Source organism: Pseudoalteromonas sp. ATL1, assembly GCF_058933015.1.
The window spans coordinates 3,875,688-3,895,069 of sequence record NZ_JBZYXL010000001.1; the positions used below are offsets into that span (position 1 = coordinate 3,875,688).

General features: G+C 42.8%; 22 protein-coding genes and 1 tRNA gene. 10 read left to right on the forward strand and 13 right to left on the reverse strand.

Annotation, left to right across the window (positions count from 1 at the left end):
• Nucleotides 1-5: 5 nt before the first annotated feature.
• Nucleotides 6-1,142, reverse strand: a complete 1,137-nt coding sequence (rlmN, locus tag AC5FX4_RS17065) for a dual-specificity RNA methyltransferase RlmN (protein ID WP_493607520.1) — start codon at nt 1,140-1,142, stop codon at nt 6-8.
• Nucleotides 1,143-1,359: 217 nt separating this feature from the next.
• Entirely contained in the window at nt 1,360-1,791 is a 432-nt protein-coding gene (ndk, locus tag AC5FX4_RS17070) for a nucleoside-diphosphate kinase (RefSeq protein ID WP_476290479.1), read from the reverse strand.
• Between the two features lie 254 nt (nt 1,792-2,045).
• Between ndk and trhP the strand changes: the two genes are divergently transcribed.
• The gene (gene trhP, locus AC5FX4_RS17075) at nt 2,046-3,404 is read left to right on the forward strand and encodes a prephenate-dependent tRNA uridine(34) hydroxylase TrhP (RefSeq protein WP_493607521.1); all 1,359 of its coding nucleotides are present in this window, start codon (nt 2,046-2,048) and stop codon (nt 3,402-3,404) included.
• A gap of 2 nt (nt 3,405-3,406) precedes the next feature.
• Complete coding sequence (locus AC5FX4_RS17080; protein ID WP_493607522.1) at nt 3,407-3,658, forward strand: YfhL family 4Fe-4S dicluster ferredoxin; 252 nt, start codon at nt 3,407-3,409, stop codon at nt 3,656-3,658.
• Between the two features lie 57 nt (nt 3,659-3,715).
• Here AC5FX4_RS17080 and AC5FX4_RS17085 read toward each other — a convergent pair whose 3' ends face one another.
• Together AC5FX4_RS17085 and AC5FX4_RS17090 are read right to left on the reverse strand one after the other, a co-directional pair.
• Nucleotides 3,716-4,645, reverse strand: a complete 930-nt coding sequence (locus tag AC5FX4_RS17085; protein WP_493607523.1) for a porin — start codon at nt 4,643-4,645, stop codon at nt 3,716-3,718.
• 214 nt (nt 4,646-4,859) lie between these two features.
• Nucleotides 4,860-5,705, reverse strand: a complete 846-nt coding sequence (locus AC5FX4_RS17090; RefSeq protein WP_493607524.1) for a LysR family transcriptional regulator — start codon at nt 5,703-5,705, stop codon at nt 4,860-4,862.
• Nucleotides 5,706-5,792: 87 nt separating this feature from the next.
• On the opposite strand from AC5FX4_RS17090, the gene AC5FX4_RS17095 reads away from it, so the two are divergent.
• Together AC5FX4_RS17095 and AC5FX4_RS17100 are read left to right on the forward strand one after the other, a co-directional pair.
• Nucleotides 5,793-6,164 carry a MaoP family protein gene (locus tag AC5FX4_RS17095; RefSeq protein WP_493607525.1) on the forward strand — a complete coding sequence of 124 codons (372 nt, stop codon included), beginning with the start codon at nt 5,793-5,795 and terminating at the stop codon, nt 6,162-6,164.
• Between the two features lie 170 nt (nt 6,165-6,334).
• Nucleotides 6,335-7,570: a GGDEF domain-containing response regulator gene (locus AC5FX4_RS17100; RefSeq protein ID WP_493607843.1), complete on the forward strand. Its 1,236-nt coding sequence runs from the start codon at nt 6,335-6,337 to the stop codon at nt 7,568-7,570.
• Here AC5FX4_RS17100 and rarD read toward each other — a convergent pair.
• Both rarD and AC5FX4_RS17110 read right to left on the reverse strand, forming a co-directional pair.
• Entirely contained in the window at nt 7,567-8,475 is a 909-nt protein-coding gene (gene rarD / locus AC5FX4_RS17105; protein ID WP_493607526.1) for an EamA family transporter RarD, read from the reverse strand. The genes AC5FX4_RS17100 and rarD overlap by 4 nt on opposite strands.
• A gap of 61 nt (nt 8,476-8,536) precedes the next feature.
• Entirely contained in the window at nt 8,537-8,992 is a 456-nt protein-coding gene (locus AC5FX4_RS17110) for a thioesterase family protein (RefSeq protein ID WP_493607527.1), read from the reverse strand.
• A gap of 107 nt (nt 8,993-9,099) precedes the next feature.
• Here AC5FX4_RS17110 and recQ point away from each other — a divergent pair, with 107 nt between their 5' ends.
• From recQ to AC5FX4_RS17130, 4 genes are all read left to right on the forward strand, one after another.
• A complete protein-coding gene (gene recQ, locus AC5FX4_RS17115; protein ID WP_493607528.1) occupies nt 9,100-10,917 on the forward strand; it encodes a DNA helicase RecQ in 1,818 nt (605 codons plus the stop codon).
• Between the two features lie 18 nt (nt 10,918-10,935).
• The gene (locus tag AC5FX4_RS17120; RefSeq protein ID WP_493607529.1) at nt 10,936-11,232 is read left to right on the forward strand and encodes a DUF3630 family protein; all 297 of its coding nucleotides are present in this window, start codon (nt 10,936-10,938) and stop codon (nt 11,230-11,232) included.
• Nucleotides 11,233-11,310: 78 nt separating this feature from the next.
• Entirely contained in the window at nt 11,311-13,008 is a 1,698-nt protein-coding gene (locus AC5FX4_RS17125) for a BamA/TamA family outer membrane protein (RefSeq protein WP_493607530.1), read from the forward strand.
• Nucleotides 13,009-13,060: 52 nt separating this feature from the next.
• On the forward strand, nt 13,061-13,627 hold the full coding sequence (locus AC5FX4_RS17130) for a mechanosensitive ion channel domain-containing protein (protein ID WP_493607844.1): 567 nt from the start codon (nt 13,061-13,063) through the stop codon (nt 13,625-13,627).
• A gap of 15 nt (nt 13,628-13,642) precedes the next feature.
• Here AC5FX4_RS17130 and AC5FX4_RS17135 read toward each other — a convergent pair whose 3' ends face one another.
• Genes AC5FX4_RS17135 through AC5FX4_RS17145 form a run of 3 tightly spaced genes read right to left on the reverse strand, consistent with a single transcriptional unit; the run spans nt 13,643 to nt 16,030 of the window.
• Nucleotides 13,643-14,701 carry a succinylglutamate desuccinylase/aspartoacylase family protein gene (locus AC5FX4_RS17135; protein WP_493607531.1) on the reverse strand — a complete coding sequence of 353 codons (1,059 nt, stop codon included), beginning with the start codon at nt 14,699-14,701 and terminating at the stop codon, nt 13,643-13,645.
• Entirely contained in the window at nt 14,688-15,593 is a 906-nt protein-coding gene (gene rimK / locus AC5FX4_RS17140; protein WP_493607532.1) for a 30S ribosomal protein S6--L-glutamate ligase, read from the reverse strand. Before rimK ends, AC5FX4_RS17135 begins: the two co-directional genes overlap by 14 nt.
• 2 nt (nt 15,594-15,595) lie before the next feature.
• Nucleotides 15,596-16,030: an ATP-dependent zinc protease family protein gene (locus tag AC5FX4_RS17145; RefSeq protein WP_493607533.1), complete on the reverse strand. Its 435-nt coding sequence runs from the start codon at nt 16,028-16,030 to the stop codon at nt 15,596-15,598.
• A 143-nt stretch (nt 16,031-16,173) separates the two neighbouring features.
• On the opposite strand from AC5FX4_RS17145, the gene AC5FX4_RS17150 reads away from it, so the two are divergent.
• Nucleotides 16,174-17,145, forward strand: a complete 972-nt coding sequence (locus tag AC5FX4_RS17150; RefSeq protein WP_493607534.1) for a zinc transporter ZntB — start codon at nt 16,174-16,176, stop codon at nt 17,143-17,145.
• A gap of 24 nt (nt 17,146-17,169) precedes the next feature.
• On the opposite strand, the gene AC5FX4_RS17155 is transcribed toward AC5FX4_RS17150, so the two are convergent.
• A tRNA-Arg gene (locus AC5FX4_RS17155) sits at nt 17,170-17,244 on the reverse strand.
• Nucleotides 17,245-17,499: 255 nt separating this feature from the next.
• Between AC5FX4_RS17155 and AC5FX4_RS17160 the strand changes: the two genes are divergently transcribed.
• Nucleotides 17,500-17,682, forward strand: coding sequence for a helix-turn-helix domain-containing protein (locus AC5FX4_RS17160; RefSeq protein WP_476290513.1), 183 nt, complete (start codon nt 17,500-17,502; stop codon nt 17,680-17,682).
• On the opposite strand, the gene AC5FX4_RS17165 is transcribed toward AC5FX4_RS17160, so the two are convergent.
• From AC5FX4_RS17165 to AC5FX4_RS17175, 3 genes are read right to left on the reverse strand one after another with little or no spacing between them, the layout of a single operon-like run.
• Nucleotides 17,661-18,473, reverse strand: a complete 813-nt coding sequence (locus AC5FX4_RS17165; RefSeq protein ID WP_493607535.1) for a phosphotransferase — start codon at nt 18,471-18,473, stop codon at nt 17,661-17,663. The genes AC5FX4_RS17160 and AC5FX4_RS17165 overlap by 22 nt on opposite strands.
• A gap of 1 nt (nt 18,474) precedes the next feature.
• A complete protein-coding gene (gene pnuC, locus AC5FX4_RS17170) occupies nt 18,475-19,098 on the reverse strand; it encodes a nicotinamide riboside transporter PnuC (RefSeq protein ID WP_493607536.1) in 624 nt (207 codons plus the stop codon).
• Nucleotides 19,092-19,346 (reverse strand): hypothetical protein, encoded by a 255-nt coding sequence (locus AC5FX4_RS17175; RefSeq protein WP_493607537.1) that lies wholly within the window; start codon nt 19,344-19,346, stop codon nt 19,092-19,094. The genes pnuC and AC5FX4_RS17175 overlap by 7 nt, the downstream gene beginning before the upstream one ends.
• Between the last annotated feature and the right edge of the window lie 36 nt (nt 19,347-19,382).

Genomic DNA, 19,382 nt, shown 5'->3' on the forward strand with positions numbered 1-19,382 from the left:
AAGTATTAGCCTGTTTGCACATTAACAGCAATCGCATTCTCGTCGCGCTGTTGTTTTTTGGCTAAACGTTTCGTTCTATCCACTACGTCACCCACCAACTGACCACATGCTGCGTCAATATCATCACCACGCGTACGACGTACGATACACGTTAAGCCCGCGGCTTGTAGCACTTTAGAAAAACGGTCAATACGGCTGTTACTTGAACGACCATATTCATTACCCGGGAACGGGTTAAATGGGATCAAGTTAATTTTAGACGGTGTACCTTTTAGCACTTTAACCAGCTCGTGAGCATGATCTGTGCTGTCGTTCACGCCTTGCAGCATCACGTACTCGATAGTGACGTCTTTGTTAGCTTTAGAACCATCGATATAACGACGACATGCCGCCAAAAACTCTTCAATTGGATACTTTTTGTTGATTGGCACCAACACATCACGTAGCTCGTTATTCGGCGCGTGAAGTGAAATAGCTAAAGCAACATCAATCTTTTCTTTCAGAATATCAAGCGCGGGCACGACACCTGATGTGCTCAATGTAACGCGACGTTTAGACAAGCCAAACGCCCAATCGTCCATCATTAATTCCATCGCTGGCACAACATTATTAATGTTAAGCAACGGCTCCCCCATGCCCATCATCACCACGTTGGTGATCGGACGCTTGGTGCTGTCGCCGTCGTGAAGTCCAATGTCTTTCGCAACACGCCAAACCTGGCCGATGATCTCTGAGACCTTCAAGTTACGGTTAAAGCCCTGTTGGGCTGTTGAACAAAAAGTACATTCCAACGCACAGCCCACTTGAGAAGACACACACAAGGTTGCGCGCTCTTTTTCTGGGATCCAAACGGTCTCGACTTCTTGGCCACCGTCAAGCAACAAGGCATATTTGATTGTGCCATCACTTGCGACTTGTTTAACTGAAATTTCTGGCGCTCTGATCTCACACTCGGCAGTCAGTTTGGCTTTTAACTTCTTATTGATGTTGCTCATTTGTTCAAAGTCATCCACACCAAAATGGTAGATCCATTTCATTACTTGATCGGCACGAAATGGCTTCTCACCGAAAGTGGCAAATAGCTCACGCATGCCCTCGCGGTTTAAATCAAGTAAGTTAATCTTTTTTTCAGTAGTGGCCATGAAACAACCTCAATTCAAGTGACGGTATAACATTAATTAAGCAGCCGCACATTGTACAAAAAACATGCAACAATAACAATCTTAGCGAATTGCTTTGCTAAATGCTCAAAACCATGAGTATTTAGCGAAACATTTGCCATATCATATTTTATGAAAAAGCAACTGGGACGAAAAAAGGGCTCGAAAGCCCTTCTTTCATTTGCTCAGAAACTCGAAATTAACGAGTACGTGGGCAAAGTTCTTCTTCAGCGAAGAAGTAAGCGATTTCGCGAGCAGCTGACTCAGGTGCGTCTGAACCGTGTACCGCGTTTTCGTCGATGCTGTCTGCATAGTCAGCACGTAAAGTACCAGCTAGTGCTTCAGCAGGGTTAGTAGCACCCATGATTTCACGGTTCTTACGAACTGCATCTTCACCTTCAAGAACTTGAACCATCACTGGGCCAGAAGTCATGAAAGAAACTAGTGCACCAAAGAAAGGACGCTCTTTGTGCTCTGCGTAGAAACCTTCAGCTTTCTCTTGAGAAAGGTGAACCATTTTAGAAGCAACGATCTTAAGACCAGCTGATTCGAAACGGTTGTAGATTGCACCGATGTGGTTTTTAGCTACCGCATCAGGCTTGATGATTGAAAAAGTACGCTCTAAAGCCATCTTTTTTGCTCCAAAAAAGTTGTGATTATTAACGGGCGCGAATTATACGCGTTTTAGACGCAAAAACCTACTACATTTACCTGTTATGTGGTTTGGTTTATGCGCAAGCAAACATCCTTCTTGGTAAAATAAATCATGATCTAAATCAAAACTCATCACTCAGCCATCATTTATACTGCGCCACTTTTTTATTTCGAGTCAATTTTGACCCCAACAGCTGGCTTGCACCCAGTTCGATGTATGAGGTTTTTATCATGTTTGTACCAGAACTCCTTTCACCTGCGGGTAGTTTAAAAAATATGCGTTACGCTTTTGCGTATGGCGCTGACGCCGTTTACGCCGGTCAACCACGTTACAGCTTACGTGTTCGTAATAATGAGTTTGATTTAGACAACTTAGCACTGGGTATTAATGAAGCCCACCAACAGAACAAAAAGCTCTATGTGGTATCCAATATCGCGCCTCACAACAGTAAAGTGAAAACTTACTTACGCGATATTGAGCCTGTTATCGCTATGAAACCCGATGCGCTGATCATGTCTGATCCTGGTTTAATCATGCTGGTACGTGACAAATGGCCAGATATGCCCATTCATTTATCAGTGCAAGCAAACGCGGTGAACTATGCCAGCGTGCAGTTTTGGGCCAAGCAAGGTATCGAACGTGTTATTTTGTCCCGCGAGCTTTCACTTGAAGAAATCGCTGAAATTCGTGAACTATGCCCACAAACAGAGTTAGAAGTGTTTGTGCACGGTGCTCTTTGCATGGCGTATTCTGGCCGTTGCCTATTGTCTGGTTACATTAATAAACGCGATCCAAACCAAGGGACCTGCACGAATGCCTGCCGTTGGGAATATGACGTCAAACCGGGCAAAGAAACCGAAACGGGCGATGTGGTGCATAAAATCGATCCTAAATCGGTGATCCCAACCTTGGGCGAAGGGCAGCCTACATCTGAAGTATTTATGCTTGAAGAGCAAGGTCGCCCAGGGGAATACATGCCAGCGTTTGAAGATGAACATGGCACTTACATCATGAACTCAAAAGATTTGCGCGCGGTACAGTACGTTGATCAGCTCACTAAAATGGGCGTACATAGCTTAAAAATTGAAGGCCGTACTAAGTCATTCTATTATGTAGCGCGTACCGCTCAGGTATACCGTAAAGCCATTGACGACGCTGTGGCAGGTAAGCCATTTGACGCAAACTTAATGCACACGCTTGAAAACCTTGCACATCGAGGTTACACCGAAGGCTTCTTAAAGCGTCACGCACATCAAGATTACCAAAACTACGAATATGGGCACTCGGTATCTGATAAACAGCAGTTTGTTGGTGAAGTACTTGGCCACCTTGACAATGGCCTTGTGGAAATTGATGTAAAAAACAAGTTCTGCACGGGTCACAGCTTGGAACTCATGACGCCACAGGGCAATATCGCCTTTAACCTTGAACACATGGAGAATAAAAAAGGCGAGCGTATCGATGATGCAAAAGGCTCAGGCCACATAGTGAAAATACCACTGCCCGAGGATATCAATTTAGACCACGCAATCTTAATGCGTAATTTAGATAACCACCAAGATACGCGTAACCCATTCAAAAAGGCTTAGTCATGGCTTTGATGATCAACAGCAAGTGTATCAATTGTGATATGTGCGATCCGGAGTGTCCAAATCAGGCCATTTATTTTGGTGACAAGATTTATGAAATCGACCCAAATAAATGTACCGAATGCGTTGGCCACTATGACACACCTACCTGTGTCAGTGTGTGCCCGATTGATTGTATCAAGCCCGACCCTAATCATAAGGAAGACTTGGATACCTTGGCCGAAAAATACTTGCGCTTAACCGGTCAAGCGTAAAACGCAAAAAGGCTCAACAAACGTTGAGCCTTTTTCGCATTCGAATAAGTTCGTTGATTAGAACTTATATTCCATACCAATACCAAAATAGTCACGCTCTTCTTGACTGTCACCGTCAAACGTTGAATAGAATGCGTATAATTTAGTTGCTTTGTTTAGCTTATGATCAATCCCGACAGAAACGCCGTCCAGCTTATCACCTTGGTCAAAGTCTAGTACTTGGTATTGTGCTTTAAGCGTATTTGCACCAAAGCTATAGGCTGCATTTAGCATGTAGCCATCCGCTTCCTCAGAGCCATCTACTTTTTCTTGCGTTTGGTACATAGCGCCCAATTTAAAATCAGCTACTTTGCCCTGCACAGCAAAGCGTACCGCGTCACGACCATTCACTTCACTGTCAACCGCTACAGAAGCATACAATGCGCTGTCTTTAAGTTTGCTGTCGCCATAGGTAAGCGCTGTTGAATAACCATTTTTGCCGTCTTTGCTATCTTCGGCAATAAAGGTACCCAAAAACTTAAAGCCATTAAAGCTTGCCGATTTGTATGAAATCGAGTCACCTAAACGGTTTTCACCTTTGAATAAATTCTTGATATCGCCTTCAAGGTCATTGAACAAATCCAACTTACCCTGAGATTGTTTGAAAGCCGTGTCATTTCGGCCAATAACCACCTCACCAAAACTACCTTTCAAACCAACATATTGGTTACGTGCCGTAATGTTATCTTTGCCATTTTTAGAATCGGCATCCGATAAATCCACCTGAAACTCTAACTTGTAAATAACTTCCAAGCCGTCATTTAGCTTTTCACCACCTTTAAAACCAAAGCGAGAAGCATTGCTCTTGATCTCAGTTGCAGAGCCTTCGCCTTCATCACTTGATTGTAGTGATACATTTGCTTTGCCATACACTGACACATCAGCATAGGCGTTTAATGACAGGGCACTCAATATTGATAACAAAAGAGCAGATTTAGTCAGTTTCATGTGTATTTCCTCAATATCGCAACACGTAGTATTCAAAACATGCGCAGTGTGACAGCGATAAGTGACAGAAATATTACACTCAAACAATTACGGTAAAAAAACTGACTTATTTTTGAAATCATTTTGACATTTATTCATTAAGTAAAATAAAAACAAATACTTAATGAAAGTACCCACAACAAAAACATGTCACGCTTTGTTCATAAAAGTGAAACTAATCAAGAGAGGTAAGCAAGCTAGTTATCGTTTCAATCTGCTCTTTTTGTTCATTGTCCTTGTGATAGGCAATGAATATTTCTCTTGAAACCTGATCAACACAATCAATATGAAATAGTTTCTTTTGCTCTATCATATCTTGAGCAAGTGCCTGTGGAATAAAAGCACTGCCGCCACACTGCATAATCAAATCGAGTGCAATACGACCTGTGCTTGTTCTGAAATAAGGTGGTGTGCTGCCTGAAAACTGCTTTGCATGCCAAAGTGAAAATGCCGTACCCCAATCAACATAGACATATTGATTATTAAAAAATGCCAATGCATCCTCACATTCAAAAGTACTGACAGGAATAATAGGCAGATCTCGAATTGGCTGTACCACTAATTCATCCACTTTAGGCGGGTCAAACAATACCGCTAAATCAAGTGTACGCTCTAGTAACAGTCTTGTACTCTCCTGCTGTGCTTTCACTTCAGCGACTAGCGATACCCCAGGCATCGCCGCAACAATATTGTTAATTCCAAATTGCAAAAAGGCGTCCCAAATATTAGGGGTACCCGACAATGACAGTTGTTTATGCATATTGTTTGCTAAGGCAACATCCACTTTAGCTCTTTGCATACCCGTTAAAATCATCGTAGCATGGGGGAGTAAACGTTCGCCTGGAGCCGTAAGCTGAATATTATTACGCTGACGGATAAATAAATTGACCCCCAAGCTTTGCTCTAATTGGCGGATCCTAAAGCTGACAGCTGATTGAGTTATATATAAATTTTCAGCTGCGCGGCCAAAATGACGGGTCTTTACTACTTCGACAAAAGTTTTTAATAGATCTATGTCCACTTTTGTTCCTTACGATAAAAAAAACTTGTTTAAAAAAACTCTAATCCTGATCCATACTCCACCCAATATCAATGTGAGGATTGAGTTATGGATCAGAACCAAGCGAATTTACGCAATGCTTTTGTAAGCCCGCGCGCGTTTTATGATGATGCCAACTTTCCAAGAGGTTTTAGCCGCAGCGGTCATTTCACCCTCGCTGAAGCTCAAGCTCTTGAGCAACACGGTGTATTATTAAAAAGCTTATACAACAAAGATTGCGAACCACAAAATAGTTTTCAACTTCAATTTGTTAATGTCATGGAAGGACAACTCCCACCAAGCAATGTAATTGAACGTGCATGGGCTAAATACCTAAAGCTGACAACTTGCAAAAGCAAGTTTCACACCCTGTTTGGACGCTCTCGTATTGCACCTGACGCTTCTCAAATACAATACAGTAGCGCTGACGACGAACTCTAAATATTTAAGGTGCATTCCTCTATGCACCTTCCCTACTTTTCCCTAAGCTTTTTTGCCGTAACTATTTATTTCACAAATATTAATGTGACTTCTCTCGCTATTCAAATTGCTTTTTAACCAAGAACGGTTTACAACTATTTAATGACACAACTTTGTTAAGGCAAACTCCGTTGACTCGCCGTATTTTAATCATTGAAGATACACCGGCCATCGCCAAGGTTCAAAAACACATCGCTGAATCGTGTGATTATGAGGTTGATATTGCGCCATCACTTGCACACGCCAAAGAGCTACTTCTAACAAATCAGTATTTTTGTGCCGTTGTTGACTTTATCTTGCCTGACGCCCCAAAAGGGGAAGCGATCCCCTATACGGTTGAAGCGGACATTCCAACGATTGTTATGACTGGGAATATCGACCAAAAAACCAGAGAAACTGTCGAAAAGTACCCAATCATTGATTACATCACTAAAGAGAACACTCAGGCGTACCAATATCTTAAAAGGCAGTTACAACGTCTTCCCCGAAATGAAAATGTTAAGGTACTTGTTGTTGAAGACTCTCGTCATGCGAGAATGTATATCACTAGTTTACTCGCTAGGCATAAGTATCAAACCCTTGAGGCAGCTGATGGTGTCGAAGGGCTGGAAGTTTTAACAAACAATCCCGATATATCCGTTATTATTGCCGATAATGAAATGCCACGTATGAATGGCGACGAATTATGTACCGAGATCCGAAGACGCTATTCAAACGAAGACAAAGTGATCATTGGTATCTCAGGCTCTAATGCACCACATTTATCAACTCGTTTTTTAAAAAGTGGGGCCAACGACTATATTCGTAAGCCATTTAATGCGGAAGAGTTTTACTGTCGACTCAGTCTGAACGTGGATATGCTCGAGCAAATTGCGACCATAAAACGACAAGCGAATACCGATTACCTCACAAAACTGCCCAATCGCCGTTACTTTTTTGAACAAGCACAACGTACTCAAAAAATTCGTCAGATAAAGCACAAAGCCAGTCACATCGCGATGATTGACATTGATCACTTTAAACGCATAAATGATAACTACGGGCATGATGCTGGAGATGAGGTCATTCGCGCGCTGGCAAAATCATTTTCGCAATTCTTTGCCGATGACCTTGTCGCACGTTTTGGGGGAGAAGAGTTTGTGATCTTTTTTAATCAAACGACCCTTGAGCAAAGTGTAGAAGCACTAGAAGCATTTCGGCAGTATATTGATACTCAGAGTACTTCACTCACTAAGTATGAAATTCCATTTACTATTTCAATTGGCTTTGTCTCCAAGAGTGAACCAAAAATTGACACCCTACTTAAACTAGCAGACGACAAACTGTATCTAGCAAAAGATAATGGTAGAAATCGTGTAGAGCATTAATGCTCTACACGCAGTTTTGAACGTTTTTTAGCTGCTCGCAACGAATCCCAACTAAATAATGCTAATGCGCCCCAAATACAAGCAAAAGTCACAATTCGCTCAGCAGAGAAAGTCTCGCCATAAAACACCACAGCCAAAATAAACATTAAGCTTGGGCCGATGTACTGGAACAAGCCAAGTGTAGAGTAAGGAATACGCTTCGCTGCTGCGGTAAAGCATAATAAGGGTAATGTCGTTACTACGCCTGCGCTTACCAGCAAGATATTGATCATTGCGCTGTTTGCCGTTAAATCCGACGAAGCGCTGGGGACGCACATATACCAGTACATCAACGCAAAAGGCGTTAATATGAGCGCTTCAAGGAGTAAACCAGGTAATGATTCGACCGGAATTTTCTTTCTGATAAGTCCATATACAGCAAACGAAATTGCCAAAGAAAATGCAACCACAGGGAATGAACCAAAGCTAATCACCTGTATAGCCACACCAACAAAAGCTAAAACAACGGCGACTTTTTGCCAACGTCTTAATCTTTCAGCAAGAAAGATCACGCCCAGTAATACGTTGAGCAACGGGTTGATGTAATAGCCTAAACTTGCATCCAACATATGATTGTTGTTTATGGCCCAAATAAACAGCCCCCAATTGAATCCTAAAAGAGTCGAACTCATACATAACAAAGCCAATAACTTAGGCTTTTTTATGACATGTTGCACCTTATGCCATTGTTTAAGAACAGCAATAATGAGCGCAATAAATAATGCAGACCAAATAACGCGATGTACTAAAATCTCTAGTGCAGGAACGGTATCAATTAATTTAAAATAAATAGGCGCTAAGCCCCACATGAAAAAGGCAAGAGCTGCGAATAAATAGCCTTGTTTTGCGTTTGCTGTGTCCACCACACCACCTCATTTTTGAAAGAGGCGGCATTATACCCATTTTTATATTAATTGTTGTTGATAATTAGCCGACTAAATAGGTGCCCGTGCCAAATGCGATTTGGGTATCTTGCTCATTATGCAGCTCCATACGGCAAACACAGACTTTATTTCCTGAACGGATCAACGTAGCACTGGCAATAAAATACACACCTCTACCTGGTCGCAGAAAATCAGTACGAATATCTATTGTGCCGAGTGTTGCGAGTTTGTTCGGTACACTGTGCAATTCTGCATCGTCCAGCTTGTCAATAATGGACGCCGCAGCAAGCAGGCCACCAACATTATCTAAAACCGCCGAGATCACCCCACCATGCAATATCTTCTGACTTGGATTGCCTATCAATTCATCTTTCCAAGGCAATTGAATACGCGCATGCTCTTTATCTAAGGATTCTATCGAAATCCCTAAAAAGCGATTAAAAGGCATTTTTTCAACAAATATATTGCCAACCTGACTCATCAATAACGTTCTATCCATAATAACCCCAAACTCATCTGACCAGCAAAATTTAAGCTGGAATACACCTTTTAGCAAGCATTAAAAGTTACAGACAAGCGGATAAAAAAGCTCTAAAATGCCCAGCGATGGAAAACCTTGCTCTCTCTTCTCAACACACAACCGCTCACACTGTGCTCAAAGATATTTTTGGTTACAGTGAATTTCGTGATGGTCAACAAGCGGTAATTGAAGCATCACTGAATGGTCAAGATGCACTCGTTTTGCTACCTACTGGTGGTGGAAAATCACTATGCTATCAAATTCCTGCACTGACATTGCCGGGCATAACCGTTGTTGTTTCGCCGCTTATTTCACTGATGCAAGACCAAGTTGCACAGCTGCAAGCTTTAGAAATCAAGGCTGAGTTTGTTAACAACAGTTTGAGCTTTGAGCAACAGCAAGCCATTTATCAGCAACTTCATCACAATGAAATTAAACTGCTATATGTTGCCCCCGAAAAGGTGTTGCAATATGAATTCATAGAACGCTTAAGACACTTGCCTATAAGCCTTTTTGCAATTGACGAAGCTCATTGTGTGTCTCATTGGGGCCACGATTTTCGCCCACACTATTGCCGCCTGAGTGAATTGAAACAGCACTTTCCAGTCATCCCTATGATGGCGCTAACTGCCACAGCTGATACCGCCACACGTAAAGACATTGTTGAACAGCTTGGATTAATTCAGCCCTATATTCATACAGGCAGTTTTGATAGGCCTAATATTCGTTATACCATCGAAGAAAAATTTAAACCCCTATCTCAGCTCATGCGTTATTTAAAAGCGCAAAAAGGACAAAGTGGTATTGTTTATTGCACCAGTCGTAAACGGGTTGACGAAATAGCTGAAAAGTTGGCCGATGCAGGCTTTAACGCGGCCGCATATCATGCGGGAATGAGTAACGAGCAACGTCAATTTGTGCAAACTGCATTCGCCAGGGATGATATTCATATTGTTGTTGCAACCGTCGCCTTTGGCATGGGAATTAACAAGCCCAACGTACGTTTCGTATTGCATTACGACATACCTAAAAGCATCGAAGCCTATTATCAAGAAACAGGCCGAGCTGGACGTGATGGACTCGCTGCCGAGGCCATTATGTATTTTGACCCAGCCGATATTGGTCGTGTAAAACGCTTTTTTGAAGACATTGAGGATGAGCACAGACGGCGCGTAGAGGAGCAGCGCTTCAATGCCATGGCCAGCTTTGCAGAAGCACAAACCTGTCGCCGACAAATATTGCTCAACTACTTCAGCGAATACCAGCGAGAGCCTTGCGGCAACTGTGATATTTGTCTAAATCCTCCAAAGCGCTTTGACGGCACACTCGTTGCGCAACAGGCTTTATCGTGTGTGTACCGCGCTGAGCAAAGGTTTGGTATTGGTTACATTGTTGATGTACTCAGAGGCGCAAACACAAGCCGCATTAGAGATAACCAGCATCACAACTTAAGCACCTACGGTCTTGGCAAACAACATAGTAATGAGTTTTGGCTCAGCGTTCTGCGCCAGCTTATTCACCATGGTTTATTAACCCAAGACATCACGCAAGGGGCGAGTTTACGCTTAACTGAAGCAGCCAGAGCAGTCTTAAAAGGCGAATATGCATTGCAACTTGCTGAACCGCGCTTACAAGCACAACACATTTATCAGGATAAGCTGGCCCAATTCAACTACGATAAAAAACTGTTTGCCAAACTACGTAGTTTACGCAAAGAACTCGCGGATGCTGACGATGTGCCTCCTTACGTGGTGTTTAACGATAAAACGTTAGCAGAAATGGCGCAGTTAATGCCAACCAACGATAGCGAGTTTTTAAAAGTGTCGGGCGTTGGATTTACCAAGCTCAGCAAGTACGGCGCACCTTTTATGCAGCTGATCCGCAATTATCTTGCTGCAAACTAATTAATAAGTGAGGTCACAATGAGTCCAATCGAGTTTGATAGCGCACATAATGTGATCGTTATAAAACCACAAATACTTCCAGACGCTGATGAATTTGAACTGTGGGCGAGTATTTTTTTACATCATCCAGCGCACATTCAAATACTCGACTTTGCGCAAGGAGCGGACCGACACCAGTTGCGCTTTAAGTACCACGAACAGTGCTTTAACCTCAACTTTGAGCATTACAGCGAGAGTATTTGGGTAAGCCCCGAAGGCCAAGATGCAGCAACACAACTTGACGCATTAGCCCATTTATTTCTGCCAAATTCTTGATTATGAAATAGACTTATTTATGAGGTATTGTCTATAGTAAGCTATTCTTATAATTGAATAATTGGTAAGGGGCTGTGAATGAAAGCGATATTTTACAAGCGACTTTGTATCATGTTAGGCCTGCTTATCTCATTGACGGCACCCGCCTCAGAACTGCCCAGTTTGCTTGAAAGTTGCGCTAATAAAAGACCTCAAGATCCATCCAATAGCAATCTACAAAGACAACTCGACAAGAACCAAAACTTCCCAAAAGAAGGCAAAAATAAGCGAATAACCAACATTAGTCTCCACCAGCTTAATGTCTTCGATACCAGTTTACCCGAAGAAGATAATGCTATCTTCCGCTTTGCAAACAATGCGCATATCACCACTAAACCCGAGGTCATCTTAAGTATTTTGCTGTTTGAGCAAGGAGACCTCTATTCTCAAAAAAAATTAGTCGAGTCTGAACGTTTACTGCGTAGACAAAGCTACTTATATGACGCTCGTATTTTTGCCCAAGAAGACTGCGATGGTAATATTGACGTCAGCGTTGTAACTCGAGATCTCTGGACCTTGCTGCCTGATTTGAGCTTTAGTCGTAGCGGTGGAGAAAATACTTCCCGTATTGGCTTTAGAGAATCGAATCTATTTGGCTGGGGGAAACGCCTGTCATTGTCTCATACCAGTGATAAGGACCGCTCTGGGTACCTGTTCGTTTATGACGACCCAAATATTTTATCTTCTCGCCACGAAGGCAGATTAGAATATGCAGATAATGACGATGGTAAGCGGCATTTCCTAGGCGTACAAATGCCATTTTACTCAACAGATACGCCATACAGTTATGGAGCGTCATATCTTCATAACCGCCGAGAGGAAAGTCTTTATCAAGCAGGGGATGACATTTCTGAGTTTATTCAAAATACCGATGTGATTGATGCCTATTTTGGGGTCGCTAAACAATTCGCAAGTGATTGGACTCAACGATTAAGTTTTGGTGTGCGCCATCACGAAGAAAAGTTCACCCCATTGCCTAGGTCATACTTACCCGTGGCTGACGATCGCACGTTAACCTACCCTTATATAAAGGCGCAGTGGTTTGAAGATGACTTTATAAAGGTTAGAAATTTTGACTCTATCTATCGTACCGAGGATTTAAATTTAGGGTGGAATATTAACGCACTCATTGGCTATTCGGATAATCAGGTAAGTGATGATGATAGCCACCTTATATACCAGTTTCGCATACATACCGCCCACTTTACTTCGGAAAAAAGCCTACTACGTGCGGCTGTTAGCCTAGATGGACAGTGGAACAGCGAGCAAGACAGAGCACGAAATTTAATTTCAACGACCAACTTGCAATATTATTTAAACTCATCACTGCAAACTTCGTGGTTTGCTAATGTTGAGCTACGATTCGCCAAAAACCTCACAGAAGACCTACAACTGACCTTAGGGGGTGAAACGGGCCTAAGAGGTTACCCCATCAAGTATCAACACGGCAGTAAGAGTGTATTAGTAAACCTAGAAAGGCGTTATTACTGGGAGTACGACCTGCTTCAGCTATTTAAGGTGGGTGGGGCGATATTTTTCGATATTGGACGCGTGAGAGGCAATTCACTGGTAAAAACTGATCCAAATTATTTAAAAAATATTGGTATGGGGTTACGACTTGCCCCCAGTCGCGCAAATGCAGGCTTAATGCTTCACTTAGATGTGGCAGCACCCATTAATGGGCCAGAAGACATTGATGGTGTGCAGTGGCTATTCACCGTTAAGAATCGCTTTTAAGCAGTAATTGCCTGTGTTATAAACGTGAAAATTTTTGCTTGAGAGTACGTTCTTGTCGTTTTTAACTAGTTTATTAGCTGAGCAGTATCGCTTGGTCATCACCTTCGCAGTGTTACTGCTTTTTCCGATTATTTTTAAGTCTAGCCAGCGTTTATTGGCTAAAGTGACGCGCGGAAAAATTGATACTCACCGCAAGCAAAGGGCTGAATTGCTACTTAAGATGATCACCGCTATGGTGCTGGTGTGTTTACTGCTGGTATTTTGGGGCATAGAACTTAGAGGCCTTTTAGTACTTGGCTCATCGCTCTTTGCAATGTTGGGCGTGGCACTTTTTGCCGCCTGGTCGCTGTTAAGTAACTTAACCTCGTTTTTGCTGATGTTTATCCAAAACTACTGTCGTGTAGGTAATTGGGTGCGCATTGTAGAAGGTGCAAACTACGTAGAAGGCCGAATCGTTGAAATGGGCTTGATGAATGTCGTGCTCATCAACATCGATGGACACCGTGTCATTTATCCAAACAACTTATTTGTTACACGCCCAGTGCTTGTGCTGTGTGATGAGCCCAAAAAGCCAAAAGCTGCGAGTGCTCCCAAGCGTGTTTTGGGCCCCAAAAAATAACCAGCCATTGGCTGGTTAATTGTTCATTTCAGTACTGCCATTTAAGTCTGCGTTTTCACTCAACTCGTCAATAAACGTACCTAATTGCTGCTCCACCATCGTGTTGGCATGGGCAAAATAAGCAAGGTGAAAAACTGCATCGCCTTCATTCACCAACGGTAGGGTTTGTTGGCCTATTACAATACCACTGCGTGGTGCAAGCACCGCAAGCTCGTTATTACCGAGTGGGTTATCAATGTAGGCAAGTACCTGTCCTTTCGTGACTCGCTCACCTAAGTTCACTTGCGCTCGAACAATCCCATCAACATCAGCACGGATCCAACTAGTTGAAGCCGCGATAACCGGATCAGGACCTTTTTTACGTCTACGCCCTTTCAGCATGCGTAGTTTCTTCAACACATTTTCAACACCTTGCAGGCCTGCTGCAATCGCCAGAGGCTCAAATCTCAGTGCCTCACCCGCTTCATAAGTGATCACCGGAATATCACGACTACTCGCTTCACTGCGTAAAGATCCATTACGCAGCGTCGCGTTAATCACCACTGGCGTGCCAAATGCGTGTGCCATTTCAGCAGTTGCCGGGCAAGATAAATCTGCACGCACCTGCGGTAGGTTTGAGCGATGTATCGCACCTGTATGCAAATCAATGATGTGTGTGCATAAACTAGCAACTTGGCTAAAAAACATGTGGGCCATGCGTGCCCCCAATGAACCACGATCCGAGCCTGGAAAACAACGGTTAAGATCACGCCTATCAGGTAAGTAACGAGACTTATGCACAAAGCCAAATACATTCACCACAGGCACCGCGATGATTGTCCCCTTCAGTTCGCGAACATCTAGCCTCGCAAGTAATTGCCGCACCACTTCGACACCATTTAGTTCGTCACCATGTATCGCCGCACAGACCAGCACTACAGGGCCTTTTTCTATGCCATTAACGACCTCAATAGGGATAGTCAATGGCGTATGCGTGTACAGCTTGGCAACTTCCAACGATAAAGTTTTTCGTTCTCCAACGCCAATACACGTATCTAACAACGTGAATGGCTTATTTATTCTAGCCTTTGCCACGTGTCGCTGTCCTCTTGGATGCGGCATTCTTTTCGATAAAATCAATGATCATGCCAGCAATGTCTTTGCCTGTTGCTTTTTCAATACCTTCAAGACCCGGTGACGAGTTCACTTCCATCACCAGTGGACCTCGGCTTGAACGCAGTAAATCAACCCCAGCGACGTTTAAGCCCATCGCCTTTGCCGCTGCGACCGCTGTCTTACGTTCTTCAGGTGAAATGCGGACTAAACTTGCGCTGCCACCACGATGTAAATTCGAACGGAATTCACCCTCTTGTGCTTGGCGCTTCATTGCAGCAATCACTTTATCACCGATCACAAAGCAGCGAATATCAGCACCACCCGCTTCTTTAATATACTCTTGCACCATGATGTTCGCTTTTAGGCCCATAAAGGCTTCAATCACACTTTCTGCCGCTTTGCGTGTTTCAGCGAGCACCACACCAATGCCTTGCGTACCTTCAAGTAGTTTGATCACCACCGGCGCGCCACCCACCATCTCCAATAAGTCTTTAACGTCATCAGGCTTGCTTGCAAAACCGGTGATAGGCATACCCACCCCTTTGCGTGATAGCAACTGCAGTGAACGCAATTTGTCACGTGAGCGAGTAATCGCCACCGACTCATTCAATGGGTAAACACCCATCATTTCAAACTGACGTAATACTGAGCAGCCATAAAACGTGACTGATGCGCCGATCCTTGGAATAATGGCACCAACATCGGTTATTTTCTCGCCTTTAAAATGGATCTCAGGCTCTTGAGAATTAATATTCATATAACAACGCAACGCATCCAGCACGAGAATTTCATGACCACGTTGTTGTGCGGCTTCGATTAAACGACGTGTTGAATATAAACTTTTGTTGCGGGATAAAATCGCTATTTTCATTTTTAATCCGTTTTTTTGGTTAGGTATGAAGCGCATGGGTCAACGGTGATTCGTCCTGCCATAGCTGTGCGCCCTAATAACATTCTAAATTTCATGTTGTCGCGGTTAGTCAAAGTTAATTCGATTGGCCAACTCTGCCCCGCAATCACTACGTTGCTTTCTATCACGTAGCGCATTTCTTTATGACCGCCAGAGTCGGTAACTTGACGCTCATCTTTTATTGGGGCCTCGCAATAGACTTCGATATCGGTTCGCTCTTGCTCTGGGTGCAACCAAAATCTGACCCAAGGTTGGCCTTGTTTTTCATATTGCTCAACCTTGAATGCATGCAAACACGAAGTACGTGCACCGGTATCAACTTTAGCTTTGATACGAGCAATACCAAGGTCAGGTAAAGCCAACCATTCACGCCAGCCAACACAGATCATGTCCGACATAATCGCTCCTTAAAAAAAACTGTCTTATACAGCAATTTTCAGCATATAACAGCAAGTAATATTTATCCAAACAATTAGAAAATCACATTGAATTATCAATTATTTTGTACAAACATGTTAGTTCTAACGCGCAGGAGAGAACAATGAATCAAGGCTTAGTACATGCAGTGCAATTGGATGGTTTAGGCGGTGCTAAAGAGCTAGACAATCTGGACAATATCTTGCAGTTGCAAGCTCAAAATAAACCACTGTGGTTGCATTTTGATTATAGTGATGAACAAACGATTTCGTGGTTAAAAGCGCAACCTTTTATTGAAGAATGGGAGCGACAAGCACTCACCACTGACGAAACTCGCCCTCGTGTTACACAAGCCGAACACGGACTACTGTTGTTTCTACGTGGTGTAAACCTTAATCCACAGCAAAGTCCTGAAGATATGGTATCCATTCGCTGCTTTGTGAATGAACATATCTTGATCACGTTTAGAAAGCGCCAACTCATGTCGGCCCAAGACATTTTCAATTCATTAAAGAATAATAGAGGGCCAAAAAACATCGCGGATCTACTTAGTAGCTTAGTACAACGTTTAACCGCACGAATGCAAGATGTGATTTATCAAGTAGATGAACAACTCGATGCCTTTGAAGATGCCCTAGATAACCAAAACTCACTGATAGATGCCCCGTTACTGTCGACTACTCGTCGTCAAACAATCGCGTTAAAACGGTATTTAAAACCGCAACGCGTTGCCATTTCTGAACTCGTCGAATGCGAACTCGAATGGCTTGATGACGATGCAATACATAAACTTGATGAGGCCAATAATGCGCTAAGTCGCTATATTGAAGAGCTTGAGTCGGCCATTGAGCGTGCACAGGTCATTCAACATAGCCTATCGAACCAGCTCAGTGAGCAACTCAATCAACGCATGTACGTAATGTCTGTTGTGGCGGCCTTATTTTTACCCTTAGGGTTTTTAACTGGCTTACTAGGCGTCAATATCGGGGGTATACCTGGCACCGAATCCCCCTATGCGTTCGCATTTTTTGTTATATCTTTATGCCTATTAACTGGTGGAATTAGCTATTACTTTAGAATGAAAAGATGGTTGTAGCTATACAGGTAGGCGCAGTAAAAATGGCGCTCTCGGCAGGGATCGAACCTGCAACTTAGCTTCCGGAGAGCTACGTGATATCCATTTCACCACGAGAGCCTAACAGCGAGTGTCAGTGCGCTAATGATAATGGCATCGCTAAATAATTACTAGCATTTGTATGCTAGATGGTTAATAAACAAACTAAATTTTAAAAAAAAGCTATACAAGACACAAAAAACGCGATATTTAACTATGCTTATAGTTACGGTCGTTTCGTTAAGCGCTGTGATAATCGAAAGCAAAGCAATCGCCCGTCGCATTATTTTAACAACAACGCGGCGTTGCATTTTAAACATCAAGAGGATTTTACTTATGACCCCGATGACCACTGAGCAAGTTGCTGAATTTTTAGGTGTGAAAGTGGAGCGTGTGAAGAGACTGGCTAGAGAAAACTTATTAGTTGCTAAAGATCAAGATGCTCAGGGCCAGCCGATTTTCGATAAAACTGATGTAGAGAAGTATAAAGAGTTAGCTCAACGCCTAGGCGGGATCTGAGCCACAAGCTTATTGAAACGAGCGCGCAAGGGAGCTGCCTGCTTGAAATACCCTCTTTGTTCATACCAATCAATACTTAGCAACAAATACTGTATTTGATACGCCAATAATTTTTGTTCGTCCGCATTTTGCATTTTTAACGTGGTTAACACGAGGTACCGCTCTAAAAGACTCAACGACGCCTGCTCAGACAAATCAAAACTACAACATAAAGCCGCCAAGTCAAAAAACACATCATTGTACGCTGCATATTCAAAATCAATTAATTTTGCGCCTTGCTCAGTCGTTAAGATGTTATCCGCAACCAAATCATTGTGACAAAAGCCAATTGATACAGGCTGTTGTGATATGAAGTCATGACTCCACTGCCTAGCTGACTTCGCATGCTGCTCAGCCGTTATTTTTAGCTTTGCCACAATTGGTGGAATATTAATGCTATTTACTTCACCAGCAGGTTGAAGCTGATGCAACGAATGGAGCACATTGGGTAAATCTTGAGCGAACCTATCACTTTCTCCTTGCTGTGGCACGTAGCTAAACAACGCTGCTTTTATTTGCTCATTCCAAGCAATGACCTCTTGAGTTAATCGAGTTTGCCGTGCAAATTGGTGTTGAGCAACGATGGCAAGCTTTGGAAACTCAGTTCGATAGCATTTGAGTAATAACGTGCCTTTGCAGGTATCTAACCAATAATTGTCGTTGTTGGTGCCTTTACTTAATTTGTGCATTTTAAACACTGACAACCGTGGCATTAACATCTGCAATGCTAAAGCAGGTTCGACACTTTTCATTTTACAATGCACTCAGTTTTTTTCCGTGGGCAAGTTCATGTTTCTCATACCAGCACTTGTAGCCCCAGCAAACCACTAGTATATAAAACACATACAGCACCAAGGTTGGATAATAGCCCTTAAGAAAATATAAATACATTGAAGCCGTATCAACGACTATCCAGTAAAGCCAATTTTCTAAAACTTTTTGGGTAACAAGATAAGTTGCAACAACAGCAAAACATGTCGTAAAACTGCCCAGATATGCAAGTTCAGCATTGATAAAAGAGTCAATAAACCATCCGGTCAGTACCGCGACTAAGGTGGTTCCAGAAATAATAATAAGGTGCATGCTCAAAGACCATGAGCATATTGGTACAGCATTTCGATGCGAATTGGGTCGCCACAGGTACCAGCCAACAATGGCCATCAACATATAGTACAAGTTTAAACTCGACTCAATATGCAATGCCCCGTTCCAATAGAGTAAAGTGTAAATTAAGGTGCTGACAAATCCTATCGGCCAGCACCATGCATTCTCTTTCACTACAAGGAGTAGATATATGCACGCTAGCAGCGCGGCCAGATATTCCCATGAGGACATGGCCGTGAAACTAACAAGAGAGAAGTCCAGTGTTTCTAGCATTTAGGTGATAAGTCGCCATGAATGAATTTACACACAAATACCACTTTGCCGTATTGCTCAAAAGAGCGCTTGATATTGATTTGTAATTGTTCCATCACCACATCATAGTCACCAAATACTTGGGTTGACAGGGTATTACACACCACATTCAACGCTGGTTGCTGCTGTAAACGCGCGATAAAATCCTTGATAAAAGGCACATAGTCTTCATGTAATGGATATTTGCTGATCTCAACTGAAATTTGCATTCTGATTCCAATCCTTTCCTATATTTATTTACTTAT